This is a genomic window from Frankia sp. AgB32 (assembly GCF_023243045.1).
Lineage (GTDB): Bacteria > Actinomycetota > Actinomycetes > Frankiales > Frankiaceae > Frankia.
Map to the genome: position 1 here is coordinate 17,154 of NZ_JALKFX010000076.1, position 16,572 is coordinate 33,725.

Genomic DNA, 16,572 nt, shown 5'->3' on the forward strand with positions numbered 1-16,572 from the left:
CGGGCCCGCGCGCAGTCCTCAGCCGGCCGCGTCGGCGGCCGGTTCGGCCCGTCTGGCCGGTGGGTCGCGGCGCGGGCCCGGGCGAGCAGGGCCGTGACCAGTTCCTCGCCGGCGAGCGCGCCGGCCGCGGCGGTGACCGTGACGCGCGGCGCCGACCAGCCCAGCTCGTGCAGCTCGCCGTGCGCGGGCCGCACGGCGGCGTCGGCGGCCAGCAGCATCGGGATGTCCAGCACCGAGTCCCCGGCGGCGAGCAGCAGGCCCGTGCCGGCCCGGCGCCGCACCTCGTCGACGGCGCGCTGTTTGGTCAGCACCGACGGCACCAGGTACACCTTGCGCCCCTGGGCGGAGACCTCCCAGCCGGCCGCCAGCGCGTCCGCCGCGAACCCGGTGAGATCCGGGATGTCCGGCCGGGCGTGGGCGACGAGGTAGACGAACAGGTCGTCGGCGGCGCGCACGACGCGGGCCCAGCCACCGGCGGCGAACCGTTCGGCGAGGGCGCGCATCTCGGCGAGCGGGGCGCAGGCGGCGGTCACGTCGGCGGCCACCGCCGCGGCCCACGCCGGATCGGGTTCGCCGTCGACAAGCAGATGCCCGCCGTTCGCCGCGATCGCGTACCGGGGCCGGAGCCGCAGGTCGACCCGGCGGTACTGGGCGAGCGTGCGGGTCGTCACCGGGACGACGACGGCAACGCGGTCCAGCTCGGCGAGCAGCGCCAGCTCCCGGGCCGTGGCGAACGACAGCGGCGCGCCGTCGAGGCGTTCCACCTCGACGAGCTCGCCCCCGCCCCCGTCCGCGGGCAGCCGCGCCGAGCGGGCCGAGAAGATCAGCGTCTTGTCGAGGTCGAGCGCCGCCAGCGGTCGGGCCGGGCCGCCGGTGCCGCCGCCAGCCCCGCCGCCGGCGTCGTCGGCCGGGGTCCCGGCGGCGGTCACGAGGCCTCCGGGCGCCAGCGGGCGCCCGGGGTGTGGAACGTCGGGTTGGCGCCGAGCGGGCGCACCAGGCCGACGCAGGAGAACGGCAGGTCGGCCATCTCCTCGACGGGAACCCCGCGGTCCTCCGCGAGCGCCAGGACGTGGGCCAGTTCGTCGAGCCGGTCCGGGGCGACGAGGATCCGCCACGGCACCCGGCGCAGCAGCACCCGGGTGGTCTCACCGACACCCGGCTTCACCATGACGACGTCCGGGATGTCGTAGGCGGCGGCGATACGTTCCACCGCCGCCCAGCCGGCCCACGTCGGCGCCCGGTCGGCCGCCCACAGTCGCGGCCAGGTCGCCGCGACCTCGTCCGCGACGGCGTCGAACTGCGCGACGACCGTCTCGATGAAGTGCCGGGACAGGTCGTGCGGGGCGAGTTCGGCGTAGAACTTGGCGCCGTGGAAGTCATCCGGGCCGATGTGCTCGGCGTTCAGCACCGTCCGGCTGACCAGGCCGCTGACCGTCGAGTTCAGGCAGGCGCTCGGGATGAGGAAGTCGTCGCGGGTGCCGTAGAGCGGCACGCAGTGGGCCGGGTCGGCGAGCACGGCGAGGGTGTCGTCCAGCCCGAGGGGGGCGACGGCCTCGGTGAGCACCCGGGTCATCACGCCCTTGCCGGTCCAGCCGTCGACGAACTGGATCGCCGCCGGGTCGAACCGCTCGGTCAGGTAGCGCACGGCGTTCATGTCGACGCCGCGATCCTTGATCACCGAGATGGCGTGGTGCGGCGTGTCGAGCCCGTGCCGCCAGCCGTACCAGCGGCGCATGAGAATCCCGACCGGGGTGCCGGCGCGGGCGATGGAGACCAGCACCGGCTCGGGCCTGGTGACCCGCACCAACTCGGCGACCACGCCGGTGGCCAGCGCCACCCGCCGGGCCGAACGCTCCAACGCCTGGTGGTAAAGCCGCAGGTAGGAGGCGTCGGGCTGGTACTCGACCGGAAGATCCTCGGAGTAGTGGCGGCCGGCCTGCATCGCCTCCTCGCGGTCCTCCGTGGGGCGTTCCAGAGCCACGTCACTCAGGTCGGTCAGCAGGAACGTGACGTCGGCGGGATCGTACGAACCCGCGCCGATCGTCCGCGGCGCCGTCGGACCCGGCACCGCCGCACCCACCGGCTCGGCACTACCCACCGGGACAGCACTACCCACCGGGACGGACTCGCTCATGGGGTGGCTCCACTCGTGGGGGCGGCGGGGCGGGGGGCCGGTCGGTAGGAGGGGACGGTGAGCACGGTCACCGGGGCACAGCGGCGCAGGTGGGCGACGAGGCCGGTCGGATCGGCCAGCGCGGACGGCGATCCGGCGTCGGCGCCCGAGTCGACGGCCACGACGATGTCGTCGTAGCGGTCCGGACCGACGTTGTACACATGGCTGACCCGGCGGGGGTCGTCCGGCGCCGGGAAGGTCAGCGCGGCGCGGATGGCATAGCCGTCGACATCGACCGGGTGGACGGGCGAACGGGTCGTCGACTGGTAGCGCACCTCGCCCGGACCGCCGCGGGCCAGCTCGGCCGCGATCCGCATCGGCACGTACATGAACTCCTCGGTGCCCAGCACGAGCGTGCGACCCGCCGGCCGGGTCAGCGCGGACCGGACCGTGGTGGCCAGGGAGGCGAGGAGGTCCTCGAGTCGGCGCCGGTGCTGCGCCGACCACCCGTGCCGCCCGCCGTCGGGCAGGTCGGCCGGCCAGGCGGCGGTCAGCCACCGCACGCTCCCCTCCGCGGCGGTGCCGGCCCGGTCGATGCCGGCCCGGTCGGTGCCGGCCGCGGGGGTGAACCGGGCGCGGATCGCCGCGGCCCGCTCGGCGATCTCCGGGGGGACGGTGACCGTGGCGGCGACGAGGGCGACGACGTCGATCCGCACGCCGAGTTCGGCGGCGAGGTCGTCGAACGCCGCCCGGGCCGCCGTCGGCCGGGCGTCCACCAGGGCGGCCACGACGTAGTGCCCGCGGGGGACGTGCTCGTGCAGGATGCGGATGGTGCCGAGCGCCGTGCGCCCGGTCGACAGCTCGTCGTCGACGAGCACGATCGGCTCGTCGGTCGCCAGGATCGACGGGTCCTCGGGGACGAGCCAGTGGTGCGAGGCGTGCGAGTGCGACTCGGTGAACTCCAGCACCGGCGGCACGCCGGGCAGGTCCCGACGGGTGGTGTGCAGGTAGTGGCTGCCTGGCAGGCCGTCGGCGACCGTGTGGCCCAGCGCCGTGGCCGTCTCGCAGTAGCCGATGACGAGCCCGCCGACGCCCGGATAGCCGGGCAGGTCCCGGACCAGCCCGGCCAGGGCCGCGCCCACCTCCAGCCCGGCGGCCGGCGCGACCGGCAGGTGCTTGCCGAGAACGCGGCTGACCAGCAGGTGGGCCCGGCGCGGGTTGCGCCGCAGCGCGAGCCCCACCAGCGCGTCCAGACCGCCGCCACCCACGTCGGCGGTCACGTCGACGGTGAGCCCGAGCTCCGTCCACAGCCACCCCGCGTCCGCCGGGGATCGAGCGCCGCGGCCGGCTGCCCCGGTGGCCGTGGTCACCGGGGCACCCGTGCGTTTTCGAGAGCGGTCCGGGTCGCGGCGAGAACCTCGACGAACGTGTCGCCCTCGCGCAGCACGCCGAACGCCCGCGCCCGGCGCAGCACCGCCTCGGCCCAGGCCCGGTGCGGGCCCAGCTCGTTCATCTTGTTGGCGTAGCTGCTCGGCCGCACCCCGCCGGCACTGCCGGCAATGATCGACTCGGCGTCCGCGTACTCCTCCTGGCTGACGACCTGCAGCGCGTGCACCGCCGGGACATGACTGGGATGGATCACCGTCTTGCCGTTCAGCCCGTTGGCCTTGTCCAGGACGACCTCCCGGATCAGCCGGTCGAGATCGGCGGAGACCAGGGCGTTGCGCATCCGGATGGCGGACTGCCCACCGTCCGCCAGGTCGGCCTGCGCGAACGGGCCGACCCGCAGCGAGCTGACGAACAGCCGCTCCGGCTGGGCGAAGTACTCCCAGACAGGGCCGGTGACGATGTGCTCGCCGCCGCGGGCGCAGATGTTCACGATGTCGGCGATGCAGTCACGCACCACCGCGATGTCGTAGATCGTCAGGTCACGGTCGCGGCGCAGGCCGAACAGGCCGCACAGGTCGGTGGCCCCGAGGCGGATCGCCAGCACCTGGTCGGCGTGCTTGTCGACCAGGCGGCGCACCGCGGTCAGCGCGTCGATCCGGGTCTCCCGGTTGATCACGGGCGGGCTCTCCAGCACCGGCATCGCCCACAGCGGCCGACCGGCCGTCTCCCCGGCGCGCAGCACCGCGTCGAGGGCCGCCGCGCCGCTCTCCTCGGTGAACTTGGGCAGGACGAAGCCGGACAGGCTGGCCGTCCCCCGCGGGCCCAGCCGGGCGACGATGTCCGGAATCTGGCCGGTGGCCCGGACCCGGACGAACAGCAGCGGTGGCCCGCCGCCGTGGTCGGGCGGTTCCTCCGCCAGCCCGCGCAGCGCGGCGATCACGTTCGACTCGGCATCGGCGACGTCGGTGTCGGCGATCGAGTCCTCCAGGCACAGCACCATGGACGTCACCCCGGCCGCGGTCTGCCTGCGCACATCGTTCGCCAGCCGGGGCCGGGTGCCGGGCGCGTAGAGGGTGGCGCCCAGTGCGGTGGCCAGCAACCTGCGGTCGCCGGCCGGATCGATCGTCTCCGGCGGCCGGTGGAACAGTGCTTCGGCGGCGTGTGGGTCGAGGAAGGCGAAATGGCGCAAGCGACGGTCCCCTCGTTCTCCAGCGGCGGCGTCGCGCGACCCGGGTCCCGGGCCCCTGCCCGGCCGGGGCCGGGAAACCGGACCTGCCGACCGAACAAGGCAAGATCGTGAAACGTCGCCTTTGGGGTGACGGTACCCGCCCGGGGGTGCCTGACGACAGACAATGACGCGGGTCGGCCTACCGACACCCAGGCGTCACCGCGGGGCCACCGTCAGGCCGCCTACCTGCGACTTTGCCGACGCATCGGCGTCACCCCGGGAACGGGTCGAGGCGCGACGAAGGGCCGGGACGTGGTGATCCGTCCCGGCCCTTCGCCGCGTGCTGCCGCCGGTGTTACGCCTTGCCGAAGAGCTGCTTGTACTCGGCCGCCGCCTTCGGGTTCTGGCCACCGTTCGTGATCGTCGAACAGACGTTGCCGGGCGTCGGATCGCTGAAGTAGGCGTCGTATCCCATCACGTCGCCGGCCGCCTTGAACGTCTCGAACATCTTCTGGATGTAGAACGGGTTGTCGCCGCCGCCGTCACCGGAGCAGGAGGCGACCCCCCACTCGCCGACGCCGACCTTCTTCCCGTGCTCCCGGGCGAACCGGATCACGTAGCACAGCCCGTTGACGTCCTCGCACTGCTTGTTCCACGTCGCCTCGTCCTTGGACGGCGGGTAGTGGTCGTACGCGTCGATGCCGACGTAGTCGACGTACTCGTCGCCGGGGTAGGCGCTCCAGGGGCTGTTGCCGCTGGGCACCGGCGAGTTGTGCGCGTTGAACGTCCAGTCGATCAGGACCTGCGGGTCGGTGGACCGGATCGCGGTGGCGATCTTCTGGAAGCAGGTCCTGAAGACCGTCGGGTCGGCATCGGTGTGCCAGTACATGAAGGTCCCGTTGAACTCCCAGCCGATCCGGACGATCGAGTCGGCCCGGCTGTGGGCCACCAGGAACGAGCCGAGCTTCTTCCACTGGTCGTCGTAGGCGCCCTTGGCGCAGTCGCTGTTGCTGCCGCCGCTCCTCGGGTAGGTCGGCTCACTGATCAGCAGCTTGCCGGCGAAGCCCTTGAACAGGTCGACCGGCCAGGTCGGCTCGACCAGCCCGCCCCAGCCGGACGTGCGGTCGGTGTAGACGTGGACGAGGTCGTTGGGACGGCCCCGCCAGCTTCCGAACTCGGTCAGCTGGGCGACCTGGTGGGACTGGAAACCGGACAGCCAGGGCAGGCCGGACTGCGGGCCGCCGGCGTCGATGTCAGCGGTGCCGCCGGCCGCCGGGGCGGGCTTGGCTGCCGGGGCGGTCGGGGTCGCCGGTGTCGCCGAGGAGTCGGTGACCGACGGGAGGGGCGCGACCGTGGTCGACGGCGACGGGCTGGTCCCACCGCGCCGGCGTGGCGTCGCGGTCGGGGTCAGCGGGGTCGTGGGCGCGGCGGTCGGGCGCAGCGACGTCGGTGTCGGGAAGGGGGTCGTGGACACCTCGGGGCTGCTGGGCGTGGGCGAGAGACTCGACGAGGTCCCGGCGCCGGTATCCGTCGTGGCGCCGCTGCCGACCGGCAGGTCGGGCAGCGGCGGCGCCGCCTTGAACTCCTGGGCGGCGGCCTCGGGCCCGGTGACGTCGAGGGAGTTGCCGACGGCCTTGCCGCCCTGGGTCGCCCGGATGTTCACCGCGCCCTTGAAGTCGGCCGGCACCCGGAAACCAAGGATGAACCGTCCGTCGCCGTCCGCCTTGATCAGCGCGCTGCCGCCCAGGTCGGTGGTCTGCGCGGCGACCGTGACGTCGTCGCTGGGAGTGAAGTTGCGCCCACCGACCAGCACGATGTCCTGGTCGAACAGCACCATCGTGATGCTGCTGTTGGTCTGCGGGGTCATCGTCGTCAACGGCACCCCGGGCTGGGGGCTCGGCGTCTGCCCGGCGGCGTTGGCGACCGGGGTGAGCGCTCCCAGGGCGCCGAGGACAAACACGGACACGAGGCCGAGCCGGACGCTGGTACGGGCCGGGCCGCGGCGACGGCCGACCCGCGGTCGGCCCGGCCCGCCGCGAGGTCGGGACAGGGGTGAAACCGGACGGCCGACCGGAGGGGTTGGTCGGCCACGAGAGGTCGAGGCCATGCTCGCGCGTTGCCTTTCGACGTGGGCGTGAGACACCTGCCGCCCACAGCACCGACCGCCGGCGGGGCAGGCCGCATCACGAGCGCCCGATGAGACGTCCCCTCCGCGCGGGCCGCGGATGTGCGGCCGCTCAGCGTTCCATCAGGCTCGACGACACCGCGCCGGGTCGTCGATCGGGCGGCGCGAGGGCCGCCCGTTCGTGATGCCACCGACCCCGACCTCGCGGTCGGGACGGACCGACAGGTGCCCCGACCTGACGGCAAACACCCATCAGGCCGGTACTGGAACTACGCGTGACGGAACCAATCGTAAACGGAGCACCCGGGGCGAGGAACAGCGCCGGGGTGAATACTTTCCGTGGTAGTGACATTCTTGCCGATCTGATCGCATATCACCCCACAAGAGCAGCACAAGGCCAACATTCCGCCAATGGATCGTCGGGGCGGCGCTCCCCCGTACGGGCAGTGGTCACTCCCCCGTCCGGGGGTCAGCGGACGACCAGGTCCTCGTCGGCCGGATGCGCGACGGTCCAGCCGACCGGATTCATCGACGCCGGCAGCAGCCGCACTCCCCAGGGCAGCTGGGCCCCGTCCAGGGTCACGTCGATGGTCCGCGTCACCGCCTGGTCCACCGGCGCCAGCCGGGACAGTTCATGCGCCTCTACGGCGGCCCGCGGCGGCGCGGTGCCCGGCCGGGCGAACAGGATCAGCTCGCCGACCGGACCGGAGGTGCGGACCTGCACCCGCATCGTCCGCCGCCGCCACCCGGAACGGCTCACCGAATAGCTCACCGTCGGCCGCCGCGCAGCGGACTCACCGCGCTGACCACCCTCGTGGGGACCAGCGTCGTGCGGACCAGCATCGTACGGACCAGCATCGTGCGGACCAGTGGTCGCGGTGCGCCCCGGGCCGGTGCCGTCGGCCGTGCCCGGGCCGTCGGCACCGACGGCCAGCGGCCCCGTGACACCCGCCGGCGCACCGGCGTCCGCGGGAAAGACCCCTTCCCCGTCCCCGGGTGCCCGGTGGGGGGGCCGACCCACCCCGAACGGCATTCCCCCCGTGGGTGGACCCACCGGGCCGCCAGCGGGCACGACGGGCCCCTCCGCGGGGTGACCGACCGGCGCGACCAGCGGGTTTGGCGGTGCGTTGTGGCGCGCCAACGGGTTCGTCGCCGGGGTGGGACCGGTCCGTCCCGCCCGGGCGAGCGTCGCACCCGGGCCGCTCTGGCCCACCCCGACCGGAACGGGCAGCGGACAGGCCCCGCTGGGCGGGTGGGCCGGGCCGCCCCGCGGAGGCGGGGCGGTGATCGAGTCCTGGCCGCCCCGCGGCCCGGCGCCCGGGCGCGCTCCCGCGGCCCCGGGCGCGGCCGCGGCGACATGCCCGATGACGGGGGCCCCGGTGCTCGGGGAGATGGCCGCGGGGACGCCGGCCGGCGGCGGGTCGGCGCGGGTGGCGGCGCGGGCCAGCACGGAGGCACCGGCCCCCGCGATCCGGGCGATCCCACCGACCCGGTACACCGGGTAGGCCGCGACGTGGTAGGCCCAGCCGTCGGCGGGTGCCGCGAGATGCCAGCCGCCCTTGATCTCCAGGCTGGCGTTCGTCACCCTCGCGCTGGCGGCGAGCGGGTCGTCCGGACCCGTGGGCGGTCGGTCCCGCCGCCAGAACACCCGGGCCTCGTTCACCCCGGGCGGCATCTGGAACGACAGGATGATCGACTCGCCGCGGTCGTCGGCCCGCAGGTCACGCACCGGCTCGATGACGACGTGCCGCACGGCCCGGCCGACCACGGCCCTGGCCCCGTGGACCGTCACCGGGGTGTAGACGGCCTCGCCGACCGGCGCGGACTCGACCGCCTGGCCGGCGCGGCTCGCCGCCACCAGCCGGACGGGGCCGGTGATCGCGTCGAGCGCCACCTCGTCGCCCTCCACGCCGAGCCCGCCCAGCGGCAGTGGACCGGAGCCGGGCATGACCAGCGGACCGGAGCCGGGCGTCGGCAGCGGCACCGGCAGCGCGCCGCGGCCGGCGCCCGGGCCGGGCTGGGCGGACGTCGCGTAGATCCGCACCTCCCAGCCGGGCGGCGGCGTCCACCGCAGGGTGGTCCGCCCACCGGCGGTGACCGCCGCGAGATCCCGCACGGGCCGCGGCCGGGCGATCACCTCGATGTCCGCCGTGGCCCCGGGCGTGCGGGCCGGCTGCCCGGTCACGTCGTGGTACTCGACGAAGACGTGGTAGCGGTAGGAGACCCCGACGGCGACGTCGGTGTCGTGGAACACGCCGCCGGTCACCCGGGCGCGCCGGGGCGGCTGGGCCGCCGCGGACAGGTCGGTCCGCTCGACCGTGACGACCGAGGTCGCCCCGTCCAGGCGCCATTCCAGCCGCACGCCGCTGGCGCTGCGCTCGGCGCGCAGGTCGGCGAGGTCGCGGGTGCACACCACCGGCGCGGTGACCACCGGCTCGGACCGGCGTTCGCCGCAGACCGCGGTGATCTCATGACGCACCGGGGTCCACGCCGGGGCACCGGCGTCATACAGCTCGGTGGCCCGGGTGGTGCCCAGGCCGCGCCGGCCCAGGGTCGCGCCTCCATCCTCGACCAGGACCACCCGCTCGACCCGGTACGACACCGGTCCGCAGACCGACGGCGAGGGCCGCCAGCGCAACTGCACCGAGCCGTCGGCGCCGGCCACGGCGGTGAGCTCACCGGGCGGGGCGAGCGGCAGTGCGGCGAGGGCGGCGAGAGCCTCCCGGTTGTCCGCGGCGGTGGCGAGAACAGCGGCCAGCGCCGCTTCCTGCGCCTCCGCCGGCAGGACCCGCGCCGCCTCGACCCGGCGGCGGATGACGGCCTGCGCGGCGACGAGTTCGGCGAGGACCTCGGCCGGGCCGCGGCCGTCGGGGCCGGGCACGTCGGCCGCCTGCGCGGTGAGCCAGCGGGCGTCGTCGAGCGCGGCGTCGGCCCGGCTGGCCGCGCGGGCCTCGGCCAGGGCGCGCCAGCCGGCGTCGGCCGCGCCGCGCGCGGCCGCCACCCGGGCGCCGCGTTCCTCGGCGGCGCCGGCGACCGGCCCGCCGACGGCCGCCAGCACCGGACGCGCGGCGGCCAGGAGGTCCCCGGCGGAACGGGGATGCCCGCTCTCCAGCGCGCGTCGCACCGCCGCGAGTGCCTCTGCCGCCTCCCGCGCCTGGCGCAGGCTGTGGCCGCAGTGGCGGCACACGACCGCGGCGGCCTCGGTCATCGACCCGCAGGACGGGCAGCCGGTGTACAGGTCGGTGTCGCAGTACCGGCACTGGCGGGCCGCGCCCGCTGCCTCCGGCCGCCCGCAGCCCGGGCAGACCACATAGTCGACGACGCCGCCGACGTTCACCGCCGCGCCGAGTTCCCGGGCGACCCCCAGCACCACGGCCTTTGCCTGCGCCGCGGTGAGGCCGCGGCCGGTGGCGAGCGCCGCGCGCACGAGGCCCTCGAAGGCGACGGCGGTGAGCTCGCCGTCGAGCACGACGTGTTCCTCGACGGCGGGGCGCAGCTCGTCGGCGGCGTCGGCGAGCAGGCCGACGGTGTACGCGGCCGGGTCGCCCTCGATGAGCCGGGCCGAGACCAGCGCCAGCAGGTCGGCGGTGACCGTCTTCTCCCGGTCGTGCGGACGGCGGTTGTTGGCCGCGCCCGCCGCCGCGTAGGCGGCGCTGAGCCGTGCCGGCGAGGCGTCGGGGGCGAGACCGAGGAAGGCCCACAGCGAGGCGGTGGACACCCGGTCGCCGCCGCGCAGCGCGCGCAGCTCGCCGAGCCGTTCGGCGATCTGCCGGCGAACCTCGCTCGGCAACGGTTTCACCCCGCCACCGACGCCGTCGATGATGATCTGCTCGCGGCTGAGCCGAGCGTCGAACTCCTCGACGGTCACCCCGGCGGCTACCGCGAGCCGGCGCAGCCCGTCGACCCGCGAGGCGGGGATGCCGCCGAAGCGCTCCCGCACCGTGGCGAGGTAGCCGTCGACCTTGGCCAGTCGCTCGGCGTCACCGCTGCGGCGGGCGGCCAGCACTCGGGCGCGGACGCGCTCCCGGGTCTGTGTCTCGCGCAGCGGCTCCTCCCACTCGACGCGGCGGCGGACCAGCTCGGTGGCCAACGTCGCGTACTTGGCGGAGTTGCGCTCGCGTTGCAGGAAGGCCAACACCCGAACCAGATGCGCGCCGACCTCCGAGTCGGTATGACCGACCGTCGGGTCGAGACCGGCGATCAGAAAGGGGTCGGCCGTGTCCACGGAGGAGCCCGCCCGCAACGGCGCCAGCACGCGCTGGCGGTACCCGCTGCCATCGAACGCCGCGCTCAACGATCCACCTTCGTCCCACCTGCCCGTCGGGCCGAACGGCGATCCGACAGGTCCACGGACACCGAATGCGGGAGGCGGGGCGGCAGGTCAACCGCCCCCCACCCGCAGGCCCACACCTGAGAGTACGGAGCGACGCCCTGCCACGGGCCCGGACGTCGCGGACACCCGGTCCGGCCGCGGTGGGGGCCGGCCCGGCATCGCCGTTCCCGCCCGTTCCCGGTCATGTTTGGGTGTCTGCGGTGAACCATATCGACTTCCGGGCCGATACCCGAAAGCGCCCACGAAGATGGATGATTGCTTTTTAATAACTTACGAAGTTACTAATTCTTAAATGTAGTTCGGAAAAGCGCAGGTCGCAGAGAGGCGGTGGTCAGTCCCGCTGCTTGAGGAGGTTGACCTTCGCCGACTCCGCGGCCCGCATCTCCTCCGAGCCGACGCCCGCGTGCACCTGAAGTACCAGCGCGGAGGCGGCACCCTCGTGCGATGCGGTAACCCGGATGGTCTGGTCCGCGGCCATCGAGAAGGTCACCTCGACGGGCGTGCCGCGCTGGTGACCCGGCGGAATTCCGGTGATGGCGCCGGCGACGATCACCTTGTTGTCGTCGATTTCCGTCGACTCGGTCGTGGTGCCCTGCTCGAACACCCGGATGTCCACCTCGGCCTGGTCGTCGGTGACGGTGTAGAAGGTGCGGGTCACCGAGATCGGCAGCGCGTCGTTCTGATGCGCGAGGAAGGCCGCGACCGGCACTCCACGGTCCTCGGCGAAGATGCCAAACCCGCGGGATGTGACATTGGTCACTTTTGTTCGGACAAGATCGACCACCGAGGCCGTGGCGAGTCCCGCCTCGCCGGCGCTCGCCGCCGCCGCCTTCTCCACGTCCGCCGCGTCGGCCGCCGCGAGCTCCTGATCTGGCCGCAGTGCCCCGCTGGCGACGAGGTCGGAGTGCACGGCGCGCTCCAGCTCCTTCTTCTGCCCGAAGACCGCGGCGCCCTTGGCCACCGCGAGATCCGGATCGGCCAGCCGCGAGGTCAGCCCGAACGACTCCTGCAACCGCCGAGCCACCGCCGGCGTCTTGCTCATGCCGCCGACGAGCAGACACAGGTCGATCTTCTCGACCCCCTTCTCCCGGGCCCGTTCCAGCACGGAACCGGTCAGATCCAGGGTGCGCCGCAGCAGCGGGCCGGTGATCTCCTCGAAGGTCGCCCTGGTCACCGGCACGCTGACCCGGTGGCCCCTGTGCACGACGAGGACGTCGACGCTGTCCCGGCCCGACAGCGCGAGCTTGGCGTCCTCGGCCGCCGTCAGCAGCTCCTGCTCGTCGTAGACGTCGTCGAGCGGGTCGCCCGCCTCCGGCTCCGCCTCGGTGAACTTCTGCGCCAGGTAGCGGACCAGCTCGTTGTCCCAGTCCGCCCCGCCGAGCTCGTGGTCGCCGTCCGTCGCGACCACGGTGATCGCACTCTCGCTGAGCCGGATGACCGTCGTGTCGAACGTGCCGCCGCCGAGGTCGTAGACCAGCACGGTCGACTCCTCGGCGCCGTCCTGGCCGAACCCGTACGCGAACGCGGCAGCCGTCGGCTCGTTGATGATGTCGACGACGTTGAGGCCGGCCAGGTCACCGGCGAGCTTCGTCGCCTTGCGCTCCTCGTCGCCGAAGTAGGCCGGGACCGTGATGACCACGTCGGTCACCGGCGTGCCGGTGGCCCGCTCCGCGTCCGCCGCGAGCGCCTTGAGGACCAGGCTCGACACCGACGCGGCGCTGTACTCGACGTCATGCGCGACGAAGCGCCAGTCCGACGTCCCCATGTGCCGCTTGACCAGCCTGGCGACATCGTCGGGGCGGATGCGTGCCTGCCGCTTCGCCTGGGTCCCCACCACGAACGACGTGGCGCCCGCGGCGCCCTCGTCGAACAGGACCACCGACGGCGTCGTCGGCTGGGACTCGATGTTGCGGATCACGTCCGGTCGGCCGTACTCGTCGACCTGGGCGATGCAGGAGTAGGTCGTGCCCAGGTCGATCCCGAACACCTTGGTACCCGCCACCGTCTGAACTCTCCTCTTCGCACAATGTTGTCGCGCCTCGCCGCTCTTGCGCGGACGGGCCGTCTCTCACCCACGGCGGCGCTGCGACCACCCGGACGATCCGCAGCGCGGAGCCGGCCAGCCACTCGGCGCACGCCGGCCCACGGCCGCCCACTCAGCGGGCGCGGTAGACCTCGGTCTCGGCCGGCCGGACGACAGTCGTCTCGCCCCGGACGAAGCCGGGACGCACGGTACGGGCAATCGTCCCGTCCCGGCTCTGGTCGTCCGTGGGTACCCGCCGCACGCCCAGATGCCGTGCGGGGTCGAAGGTCCCACCCGGCACCGCCGTGTACGGCCGCACGTCCACGGCGAAGTCCAGGACCTGGAGCAGCTGCTTGCGCAGGATGCCGGCGACGCTCTGTGGATCGTCGGCCCCCAGGCTACCCATCTGGTCGTGCAGTCTGATCAGCCCGCGCAGGAGCGGGGCCATCGCCTCGGTGAGCTCCCCGGAACGCAGCCGGCTGTTCTCGGCGTGCAACCGGTCGACCAGATCGGAATCGAGGCGCCGCAGGCGGGCCAGTTCGTCGACCCGGCCGGCGAGCCGCTCCAGCGCGACCGCCTGCACGGCCCCGACCGAGTCGGCAAGCCTGTCGGCGGCCGCCGCGATCCCGTCGGGGGAAGGCTTCCTCACCCCGTCGTCCACCCCCGGTCCACCGCCACCAGCCACCTGGGCTCCCTCGGGCTCCGCCGGGCCGTCGAACTCCGGTGCGCCATCGATCTCCACAACCACGTCGGGTTCCAGAGCACTGTCGACCTCCGGAGCACTGTCGACCTCCGGAGCACTGTCGACCTCCGGACCACCGTCGAACCCCGGACCACTGTCGACCTTCGGGCCGCCGGCGAACTCCAGGAAGCTGGCGAGGTCGAAGCCGTCCCCGGCCCGATCACCGCTGTCCGCCCTCACTGCGGGGTCGATCGGCGGGAGGGCCTCCCCACCCGGCCGATATACCGCCGGCGCGGGGCCACGATCGTCCGCGTCGGGTGTCTCCGAACGGGTGCCCGCGGCCGCCGGGTAGCCGGCGGCGCCGTGCCCCGGACCGGTCGGTGACTCGCCACCGGACCCGAAAGGATCGCCGCGGCCGTCCTGGACGCGCTCGCCGTCGATGCCAAAGGCGGCCGGCTCCACCGACAGCGGAGGGTCCGGGTACTCCCGGGAGCGTCGGTCCGCCGGCCCCAGCGAATGGTGCCGGTCGTCGCCGGTGCGCCACGGGTCCGCCACGGCGACGCCCTCGGCGCCATGCGGGTCGGCATCGCGCAGGCCGGCATCGCGCAGGCCGGCGGGGCGAGCGGGATCGACGTAGGCGCGGGCGGTCGCCGGCTCGCCGCCGAGCTCGCCGTAGCCGCCGGACTCCCCGTGAGTGGCTGGCTCGCCGTAGGTGGCTGACTCGCCGTGGTCGCCGTGGCCGGCAGGTGCGGCGCCCGCCGACCAGCCGGTCGGGTCGTAGCCGCCGACCACCCTCGCCGGGAGCCGGGGCTCGCCGCCAGGTCGGTCGGCGCGCTCCGCGCGCGGCCCGGTCCCGCCAGTGCCGGGTTCGTCCCGCCGGTGCTCGTCCGCGCTGGCGCGATAGCCGCCGGAGACGTCTTCCAGAGCGTCGGACAGCGGATCGCGACCCGCCCGCGGGGGGCGTGCGTCGCCCGGCACGGACGACGGATCGTCACCGGACTGGGCCGAGCCGGACGGTGGCACGCCGAAACCGCGCACTCCGAACGGTGCGGCCACGTCCCAGCCTGGTGTGGGGCCGGCGCGACCCGCGTCAGGATGGCCGCCCGTGCCGTGCCGGCCCGGATCCCTGTACCCGGGCTCCGGCAGGCCGGCCGCCGGGTACTCGGATCCGTAGGACTCGGACGCCGCCCCACGCGGCCCCGGCTGGTCCGGCCCGGACTGGTCGGGCGCCGAGTAGCCGGGCCATGCGCGTCGGACGTGACCACCGGAGGGGTCGACGTAGCCGGGTACGGCGGCACGGGTCGCCGGATCCCGGCCGTAGGACGGCCCGTTGCCCGCGGGCCCGGCGCCGCGCCAGCCGAGCGGGTCGGACCCGGTGGCGTCCCGCCGGGCCGGGTCGTCCGCCGGCCGGTACCGCTCGCGCCGCGGCGCGTCCCGGCCGTGCGCGTCCAGACCCCGCACGTCGAGACCCCGCACGTCCAGTCCGGGAGCCGCGGGTTCCGGCGTCCCCGACCCCCGCGGTTCGGGCTCCACGACGTCCGCCTCCGCCTCGTCCGGGGCAGCAAGGTCCGATGCGGGACGGTCCGACCTGGACCCAGCCGGTTCCAGGACCTCCGGTTCCAGGACCTCGGGTTCCAGGACGTCGGGTTCCAGGACGTCGGGTTCCAGGACGTCGGGTTCCAGCATGTCCGGATCGCGGGCGCCTGAACGCGGTGCCCGCGGATCGTCGGGCGCGCCGCCCGGTCCGTGGCCGGCGGGCGGCCCGCCGCGCGCGGGCCCCGCGGGAAACCAGCGCGTCCGCTCGGTGCGGGGCGCGGGATCGCGGCGTGGCTGGAACATCGGGTATCGATCCTCCTCGCCGCCGGATGGCGGGACCGGGGGGGTCATCGCGAGGTGCCGGCGTGTCTCACTTACGGCCGGCGGTCCAGTTCAGCCCCCATCCGTAAGCCTGGTCGAGCTCACGGTGACCGCTTACGTACCGGACCTCCCGGCTCACGCTGAAGTCGCCACCAGTATTGGTCAGCAGGGCGATCGCGCACATCCTGGCCCCACCGGCCTTCTCGTCGAGACGTACCTCGATGGGGGCTCCCTGCGCGGGGGTCAGGGTGACCACCGCGTCGGCCTGGTCGAAGGAGGCGACGCCCTCGTAGATGAAGGCGAACACGAGCACCCGGCGGATCTGCGCGACCTGGGCGAGGTTGACGTACAGGTTCTCCCCGCCGGCGGTGGCGCCGGTGCGGTCGTCGGCGTCGAGGTGGATGTAGGGCGGCCCGTCGAAGGATCCGAACGCGTCACCCAGGGCCTGCACGACCCCCGCCCGACCGTCGGAAAGCTCGAACAGGGCGGCCAGGTCCAGGTCGGTCCCGCCGCCGGCCGCGCCGAGCACCCGCTTGAGGAAGCCGCCCTTCTGCGGGGCGCCGCCGCCCGGGTTCTGGTTCCAGTTCAGGTTGACGTGCAGCCGCCCGCCGCCGCCCTGCTTGCTCAGCGACACGGTCGGCGTGGCCTTGGTCAGGGTCACCTTGCTCAGGGAGACCGAGCCCGGGCTGGCCGGCCCGGGACGCTTGTTGTAGTCGATGCCCATGGTCCGCTCCCTCGCGGTCGCCAGCTGCCTGTGCGGTTTCGGCCGGAAGGGCCGTGGTTGAACAATGACGCTGCGGAGCCCGGGGGTGGGAGCCGACCCGGCAGGCGGATCGGCTCCGGCACGTCCGGTTACTGATAGTCCTCTGACAATGTCACATC

Annotated in this window: 8 protein-coding genes and 1 pseudogene; all 9 read right to left on the bottom strand. The window is 74.3% G+C overall.

The window, feature by feature from the left end; translation table 11 throughout:
- Positions 1 to 20 precede the first annotated feature (20 nt).
- Positions 21 to 854, bottom strand: a pseudogene (locus MXD60_RS30390) (HAD family hydrolase); the annotation flags it as partial.
- A 71-nt stretch (positions 855 to 925) separates the two neighbouring features.
- The gene (locus MXD60_RS19100; protein WP_248820684.1) at positions 926 to 2,134 is read right to left on the bottom strand and encodes a cysteine protease StiP family protein; all 1,209 of its coding nucleotides are present in this window, start codon (positions 2,132 to 2,134) and stop codon (positions 926 to 928) included.
- On the bottom strand, positions 2,131 to 3,483 hold the full coding sequence (locus tag MXD60_RS19105) for a phosphoribosyltransferase family protein (RefSeq protein WP_248820685.1): 1,353 nt from the start codon (positions 3,481 to 3,483) through the stop codon (positions 2,131 to 2,133). Before MXD60_RS19105 ends, MXD60_RS19100 begins: the two co-directional genes overlap by 4 nt.
- Entirely contained in the window at positions 3,480 to 4,691 is a 1,212-nt protein-coding gene (locus tag MXD60_RS19110; protein ID WP_248820686.1) for an HpcH/HpaI aldolase/citrate lyase family protein, read from the bottom strand. Before MXD60_RS19110 ends, MXD60_RS19105 begins: the two co-directional genes overlap by 4 nt.
- 334 nt (positions 4,692 to 5,025) lie before the next feature.
- Entirely contained in the window at positions 5,026 to 6,636 is a 1,611-nt protein-coding gene (locus tag MXD60_RS19115) for a glycoside hydrolase family 26 protein (RefSeq protein ID WP_308222537.1), read from the bottom strand.
- Positions 6,637 to 7,264: 628 nt separating this feature from the next.
- Positions 7,265 to 11,089, bottom strand: a complete 3,825-nt coding sequence (locus MXD60_RS19120) for a zinc ribbon domain-containing protein (protein ID WP_248820688.1) — start codon at positions 11,087 to 11,089, stop codon at positions 7,265 to 7,267.
- Between the two features lie 370 nt (positions 11,090 to 11,459).
- Positions 11,460 to 13,130, bottom strand: coding sequence for an Hsp70 family protein (locus MXD60_RS19125; RefSeq protein WP_248820689.1), 1,671 nt, complete (start codon positions 13,128 to 13,130; stop codon positions 11,460 to 11,462).
- 154 nt (positions 13,131 to 13,284) lie between these two features.
- Complete coding sequence (locus MXD60_RS19130) at positions 13,285 to 15,672, bottom strand: hypothetical protein (protein WP_248820690.1); 2,388 nt, start codon at positions 15,670 to 15,672, stop codon at positions 13,285 to 13,287.
- A 67-nt stretch (positions 15,673 to 15,739) separates the two neighbouring features.
- A complete protein-coding gene (locus MXD60_RS19135; RefSeq protein ID WP_248820691.1) occupies positions 15,740 to 16,414 on the bottom strand; it encodes a TerD family protein in 675 nt (224 codons plus the stop codon).
- Positions 16,415 to 16,572 lie beyond the last annotated feature (158 nt).

Bases quoted from the DNA above. Each gene is read 5' to 3' on its own strand.
- MXD60_RS19100 (WP_248820684.1), bottom strand. From the start codon at position 2,134: ATGAGCGAGTCCGTCCCGGTGGGTAGTGCTGTCCCGGTGGGTAGTGCC.
- MXD60_RS19130 (WP_248820690.1), bottom strand. From the start codon at position 15,672: ATGTTCCAGCCACGCCGCGATCCCGCGCCCCGCACCGAGCGGACGCGC.
- MXD60_RS19135 (WP_248820691.1), bottom strand. From the start codon at position 16,414: ATGGGCATCGACTACAACAAGCGTCCCGGGCCGGCCAGCCCGGGCTCG.